Origin of the sequence: Lysinibacillus odysseyi 34hs-1 = NBRC 100172, assembly GCF_001591965.1 — a bacterium.
GTDB lineage: Bacteria > Bacillota > Bacilli > Bacillales_A > Planococcaceae > Lysinibacillus_B > Lysinibacillus_B odysseyi.
The window spans coordinates 501,937-508,952 of the sequence record NZ_BCVX01000002.1; the positions used below are offsets into that span (position 1 = coordinate 501,937).

8 protein-coding genes are annotated in these 7,016 nt (G+C 42.0%); all 8 read right to left on the reverse strand.

What is annotated here, in order from left to right:
* Positions 1 to 192 precede the first annotated feature (192 nt).
* Positions 193 to 1,485 carry a methyl-accepting chemotaxis protein gene (locus tag BOD01S_RS05100; RefSeq protein ID WP_036150828.1) on the reverse strand — a complete coding sequence of 431 codons (1,293 nt, stop codon included), beginning with the start codon at positions 1,483 to 1,485 and terminating at the stop codon, positions 193 to 195.
* Positions 1,486 to 1,490: 5 nt separating this feature from the next.
* A complete protein-coding gene (locus BOD01S_RS05105; protein ID WP_036150829.1) occupies positions 1,491 to 1,931 on the reverse strand; it encodes a low molecular weight protein arginine phosphatase in 441 nt (146 codons plus the stop codon).
* 346 nt (positions 1,932 to 2,277) lie between these two features.
* A complete protein-coding gene (locus BOD01S_RS05110; RefSeq protein ID WP_036150833.1) occupies positions 2,278 to 3,309 on the reverse strand; it encodes an L-threonylcarbamoyladenylate synthase in 1,032 nt (343 codons plus the stop codon).
* A 95-nt stretch (positions 3,310 to 3,404) separates the two neighbouring features.
* Complete coding sequence (locus tag BOD01S_RS05115; protein WP_036150836.1) at positions 3,405 to 3,953, reverse strand: stage II sporulation protein R; 549 nt, start codon at positions 3,951 to 3,953, stop codon at positions 3,405 to 3,407.
* A 44-nt stretch (positions 3,954 to 3,997) separates the two neighbouring features.
* Complete coding sequence (gene prmC, locus BOD01S_RS05120; protein ID WP_036150839.1) at positions 3,998 to 4,852, reverse strand: peptide chain release factor N(5)-glutamine methyltransferase; 855 nt, start codon at positions 4,850 to 4,852, stop codon at positions 3,998 to 4,000.
* Entirely contained in the window at positions 4,845 to 5,921 is a 1,077-nt protein-coding gene (prfA, locus tag BOD01S_RS05125; RefSeq protein ID WP_036150841.1) for a peptide chain release factor 1, read from the reverse strand. The genes prmC and prfA overlap by 8 nt, the downstream gene beginning before the upstream one ends.
* 259 nt (positions 5,922 to 6,180) lie before the next feature.
* Positions 6,181 to 6,753 (reverse strand): thymidine kinase, encoded by a 573-nt coding sequence (locus BOD01S_RS05130; protein ID WP_036150843.1) that lies wholly within the window; start codon positions 6,751 to 6,753, stop codon positions 6,181 to 6,183.
* Between the two features lie 42 nt (positions 6,754 to 6,795).
* A partial coding sequence (locus BOD01S_RS23510) for a hypothetical protein (protein ID WP_218016438.1) occupies positions 6,796 to 7,016 on the reverse strand: 221 nt, incomplete at its 5' end.

Here is a 7,016-nt window from a genome sequence, read left to right on the forward strand (position 1 = left end):
ATATTTATTCACCTATTTTCGCAAAAAACTAATAATCCTTAATTACAGCGCCTCCCTCCCCTACAATACCATGGACCATACCACGAACTCCTTTTTTTACTGCTGGTATAGCAGAAAAACCCTGCTTTCAATTAGTATACTAAAAGAAAAAGCTCCTAAACCCCTACTAAAGGATGTTTAGAAGCTTTCTCGTTAAGTTGTTCGATCAAACTGCAAAATGACTTTATACAGCTCATCGGATTGCTGCTGAAGATTTTGCGATAGCTCTTCAATTTGTTCAATCGAATACGCCTGCTCTTCTGTCGCTGAGCTAACTTCCTCCGTACTTGCTGATGTTTGCTCGGCAATTGCCGCGACTTCATGCGACTGGCGGGCTGTCATTTCAATATTATGCATTTGTTTTTCGATCAGGGTAGAAATATAAATAACGGCATCCGCCATTTCATGGACGCTTTCTTCCATCCCTTGTACAGCAGAAGTCGTCTCGGACACTCTGTTTGATTCCTTCACGGCAAAGTCTACCTGCTCATGCATTTGCTTGACGACTATATGAACATTTTGCTGAATTGTTTGAATCAGGTCTGTAATCCCTTTTACAGCACTCGCACTTTCATCGGCCAGCTTCCGTACCTCTTCGGCAACGACCGCGAAGCCTTTCCCATGCTCACCTGCACGGGCTGCTTCAATAGAAGCATTTAAAGCAAGCAAATTCGTCTGGGCGGCAATATCACCGACTAGGCCGATAATATGCTCTACCTGTTCGGCATTTCTTTCAAGCTCCCGGATGTTCACAAGCGCTTGTTCATTCCCCTGTGCGATAAGCTGGATACCATCGACCAGGCTTTGGATAGATGTTGTCGTATGCGATAAATCTTTAATTATAATGTGAGATTTCGAGGCAGAATTAACCGCAAGATCATTTACTTCATTCGCTAAAATGCGAACATCTTCAATCGCTTCCGCCGTATCCTGGACGGCTTGCGCGGATGCATCAGCACCTCTTGATATTTGCCCAACTGTGCTTGCAATATTTGATGCTTCTGTGCGGGCGGCTGCTGTCTGCTGCGATAGATGATGGATCGTTTCGTTCGTCGTTTGGAAATTCCGATCTATTCCTTCTACCATTCCTCTTAAATTAACGAGCATCAACTGGAAAGCTTCAGCTACAGATCGGATCTCATCATTTGACTTTGGCATTTCCACATCCTGGCCAATTTTTCCTTCAGCTACACGGACCGCCGTTTTCTCCAATAACTGCAGTGGTTTAATAATGACGATACTAAAGATTGCTGCCAGTATACATGACCATGTAATCCCTAAACTATATGTAATAATTTCAAAAAGCTTCTGATCTACCGACGAAAAAAAAGTCGGCTGGATGAATTCGTTGAAAACAAAGCTTGTTGAATACGTTACAAGCGCTAATACACCAACAAATAACACCAATTTTCTCCGGAGATTAAACATCCTCCCCTTTGCTTCCATAAACCTTACCCCTCTCTATATTTCGATTCGAACTGCTCAATTAGTCGCTTCAACTCTTGATATGTCTGTTTATAAGTCGAAATATCACCGCCAAACGGGTCAAATACATCCTGACTGCTGTAAGGAGCGACGTATTCCTTTAATGTATAGATTTTATTCTTCGCCTGGTCATACGTACGAATGAGCATTTCCTTATGAGCACTTGTCATGGTAAGAATTAAATCTGCCCACTCAATATCCTGCTCGTTGATTTGTTTTGAGACATGGTCATGATGAATATTTTCTTCCATCAGAACCGCTCGGGCATTTTCCGACATTCCGCCCCCTTCCAATGCATAGATGCCTGCTGATTTCACATGAATGTTTGGTATTTTTTTACTTTTTAATATAGCCTCAGCCATAGGACTTCTGCATGTATTTCCTGTGCACACAAAATAAATATTCATGCCAATCTCTCCATTTTTAGTTGTTTTTTCGACACTTATATACTAATTGACCTATTTGCTCTATTTCATTTCTTAGCATATCAAATTTAGGAATAGAAGAAAAGTGACCAAATGGTAAGATATAGGTCCTCATTTTTACCTATTCAGCAAAAATTCCCCTGCAGATACTATCTTCAAATAATTGAAATAACATTTTTATTATCGGCCACAAATAATTTCATTATATGAATTTCTTGTTTTTTTCTTACTTTTATTTATGATGTATTTTTATCCACAATAGATGTATACAGCAAAGGAAAATGATTTATACACAAAAAAACTCCACATTTTCATGTGAAGTTCCTTTTTATAATGTAAACCATTTTTCACCGGCTGCTTTTTCAAGCCGGTTCATAATAGCAGAGCCCATGCCTTTTTTAGAAGTAGCTGTCGCAAGAATAATAGTGGCATCCGTCTTATCACAGCTGCGAAGGGCATCGTATAAATGAGCGCCCATCTGTTCCAGATTGTTCTCTTCCCCGAATGTAAAGAAGTAATCCGCTGCTGTCTCTTTATAGGTTTTCGGTGCCAGCAGGGCTACTTTATGGCCTTGCTGCTGCAGATTTTCTATAGCTGCCCGGATATTGGCCGTTTCTTCAATAAGAAAAACCGGTGCCTCAGGTGAGTAGTGGGTATATTTCATGCCCGGAGCCTTTGGGGTAGATTCGATACGCTGCTCTTCATGTGACGGTTCCAATACAGGCCCTATTACATTTTCCAGCATTTCCTTTGTGACTCCGCCAGGCCGAAGAATAACAGGTGGATGTAGCGTTACATCCAATACAGTAGATTCTAAACCGATCCCTGTTATACCTCCGTCCAGTATACACGGAATGATCCCATTCAAATCTTCTGCTACATGTTCAGCCTTTGTCGGGCTTGGTTTACCACTGCGATTTGCGCTTGGTGCAGCAACCGGTTTTTGCAATGTGCGGAGCAGTTCAAGGGCTACCGGATGATCGGGCATCCGCATTCCTACTGTGGATAACCCCGCAGTTACGCTCGGTGCAAGAACACCCGGCTTCGCTTTCATTACAAGAGTAAGCGGTCCCGGCCAAAATGCTTCCATACATTTCTTTGCCACAGGCGGAATGTCTTCTATATAATCATGTAACTCTTCAATTGTCCCAATATGTACAATTAACGGATTGTCCGAGGGGCGTCCCTTCGCTTCAAAAATCCGTTTTACTGCCGTATCATCCGTGGCCACTGCTCCGAGTCCGTATACCGTTTCAGTTGGGAAAGCAACCACTTGTCCCGCATTTAACATATCCACAGCCTGTGCATAAGTTTTCTTACTATTCACACTCTTATCCACAACTAATATTTCTGTTTTCATACTTTCTCCCCTTTATTTAGAAGAAATATTGTAAATAATCCACAATCTGTTAATAAGTAATCAGAATGTGTGTATAAGTCGATAATCTCTCTACTTTAGAAGAACTTTTCCTTCAGCCACTCTATAAATTTAAAACGTACTTTTTGTTTTTCTTCGTCTTCTTCTGTTTTTTCCGGTTTGTCACAGATGCTTGGGAATGCTGAGCAGAACCAATTCTCCCCACGGCCCTCTCCGATAACAACAACCAATGAATTCGTTGACACCTGTGGATAAAATGTCCGCATGATTAGTTTCGGCGGAATTAAGTTATCCCCAGATTTTAGTTGAATCGGGGCATGTGGATATTGCTGCTGAATAAACGTCTGAATGGATGGTACTAATTCTTCCTCCTTAACAGAAGATTCCTTTAAAAAATCCTGCATATCCGCGACAACCTGTTTTTTCATCTGCTGGTCTTTTTCTGTATTGCTGTTGGCAATGACACGCACAACTACATCCTCCGCATAGCTCGGGCGGCTTTCGTCCAGCAGCTCTACAAAACTAGGTGATAGATTAATAATAATATATAGGCCAAGTGCGCTAATCAATAATTTCAGAACCGCTAGTATTTTATCATTTCTCTTAATCTCGTAATCATTTAACATGAAAATCCCTCCTTGTCTAGCATTGTGGACAAGGAGGATCTTTTTTATTCTACTATTTCACAAAAAACAATACGATTTTTTCCATTAATGTCTTTCACGACTTCCACAACCGCTGCCGGAAACGCCTCTTCAAACATTTTTTTCACTGCCGGTCCTTGCCTATAGCCGATTTCTACAGCGATAAAACCTGGTTTATTCATACACTTCGGCAAGTCCTCCGCCAGCTTACGATATAGCATCAGCCCCTCTTCCTCTGCAAAAAGGGCAGAGTGCGGTTCATGATCAAGTACTACTTCCGACATTTCCGCCTTTTCTTCAAATGCAATATAGGGAGGATTTGATAAGACAACGTCCCATTTCTCATCCTGAATAGGCTCTGTAAGATCACCTAACCGAAAATCAATTTCCGCCTGAAGTCTTTCCGCATTTTTCACAGCAGTTTGTAAAGCAGCCTGCGAAATATCCGTCGCTGTCACCTGTGCTTGCGGAAGTTCCTTTTTCATTGTGACAGCGATTGCCCCGCTGCCTGTCCCAATATCTACAAGCTTGAACTGCCTATCTCCAAAAAGCTTCCGGCAATGATTCACCGCACAGACAATCAGCTCCTCAGTTTCCGGACGCGGAATAAGGACCGACTCATCCACAAGAAACTCGCGTCCATAGAATTCCTCCATACCTGTAATGTACTGCACAGGGCGGCCTTTTGCATGCTCTTCTACATACGATTGAAACAGTTCAAGCTGCTCTTCGGCCAATACATCATGGGCACGCATCATCAAGCCTGAATAATTTGTTTGTAAAATATGCTGCAGGAGCAGACGTGCAGCATTTTCATCGCGACCTTTATCCGTCAAAAAAGAAGAAGCCCCGTTCAGGGCCTCCCATACTGTTTTATGCATCTTGATTTAACTTCTCCAATTTAGAAGCCTGTTCTTCTAAAATAAGAGTATCAATGATTTCGTCAAGCTTTCCTTCGACGATTTGGTCAAGCTTTTGTAAAGTTAAACCGATGCGGTGGTCCGTTACACGGTTTTGTGGATAATTGTATGTGCGGATACGTTCAGAACGGTCGCCTGTTCCAACAGCTGATTTACGTGTAGAATCGATTTCAGCCTGCGCCTCCGAACGGTGTAATTCTGCTACACGCGCTACTAAAATTTTCATCGCCTTTTCGCGGTTTTTGATTTGAGAACGCTCATCCTGCATCGATACAACAACACCTGTAGGTAAGTGGGTCATACGCACAGCTGACATCGTTGTATTTACCGATTGACCACCTGCACCAGAAGAAGCAAATGTATCTACACGGATATCTTTTTCATGAATTTCTACTTCTTCTACATGTACCTCTGGCAGACAGGCTACCGTAGCTGTTGATGTATGAATACGACCTTGCGATTCTGTCGCCGGTACACGTTGCACACGGTGTGCGCCATTTTCAAACTTCAGTTTAGAATAAGCACCTTGACCGTTAATCATAAAGATTACCTCTTTATAGCCGCCTGCCGCGTTCGGTGTTGCTTCCATAATATCGATTTTCCAGCCTTGTGATTCAGCATAGCGTGTATACATGCGGAATAGGTCCCCTGCGAAGATATTCGCTTCATCACCGCCTGCCGCACCCCGGATTTCCATAATTACGTTTTTATTGTCGTTCGGGTCTTTCGGAAGTAATAAAATGCGAAGGCGTTCTTCCAATTCCTCGATCTGCCCCTTCAATTCATTGAATTCTTCCTTTACCATTTCCAGCATATCGGGATCTTTTTCAATCTCCAGCATTTCCCGTGCATCAGCAAATTGCTGTTTTGCCTCTTTATATTCACGGTAAGCCTCGACTGTTTCCTGGATGTCTGATTGCTCTTTTGAATATTCACGTAACTTTTTACTATCATTCACGATATCGGGATCACTTAATAATTCATTTAAACGTTCGTAACGATCTTCAACCGCTTGTAACCGATCAAACATAGTTTCACCTCTTCTTATTTTTGCTCTCATTCTTTACCGGACAGGTGGGAACTCCCTTCTCTTACTATACCGGGTCCTTTCCCCACTCAAACAAATACGATAAATAACCAACTTTATCTCTTCTCAATCTACCTACATTAGTATAATGAATTCACAGCCTTCGTGCTAGCATTATTCATAAGAAAGAAGCAGGCATACTTAAGCAAAAAGATAATCTGCTGCTGCAACTCCTTACATTCAGCTTCATCACGTATTCAGTTTACAACGGCGGGTTGTTATGGCATTTACGGCAAACAGGGTAATATGTATCATTGCCCCCGATTTGAATTTGGTCACCCGTGTATACCGGCTTTTTATGTTCATCGACACGCAGGTTCATCGTCGCCTTTTTATGGCAGAACCAGCAAATCGTCTTCATTTCCTCAATTTTATCGGCATAGATGAGCATGTAACGGCTTCCTTCGAACAACTCATTTTGGAAATCATTTTTCAGACCGAAGCCCATAACCGGGATATTTAATTCATCTACAATACGTGTCAGCTGGATCACATGCTCTTTCTTCAAAAACTGAACTTCATCGACAAGCACGCAATATAGCTTTTCAGGATATGCCTTTACTGTCTCAAACAGATCCGTATCGTCAAAGACTGGAATTGCATCCCGGCGCAATCCAATACGGCTTGACACCATCCCTACCTCATCCCTTGTATCGATACCGGAAGTGAAGATAAGAACCGGTTTATCCTGTTCCTCGTAGTTATGTGCAACTTTTAAGATTTCAATAGACTTTCCACTGTTCATTGCACCGTGCTTGAAAAATAATTGCGCCATATAAATATACCTCTTTCCTAAGATGCTCTTCCTTCCTTCATTTTATCCATAATCTGAAGGTGCCCCATCAATTGAATAAAGCCGTTTTATGCATAAAATGAAAAAACCCTGAGTTGGTCTCAAGGCCATCATTGTTGATTTATAATCTATTATCCGTCGGAGTATACCCCCTACAGATAGTATACTTTTTGAAGCCTTCCTCTGCAATCCATCTTTCTTACTTTCCCCGGCGAAATTGAAACAAAAACACCTGCCGGGCACGG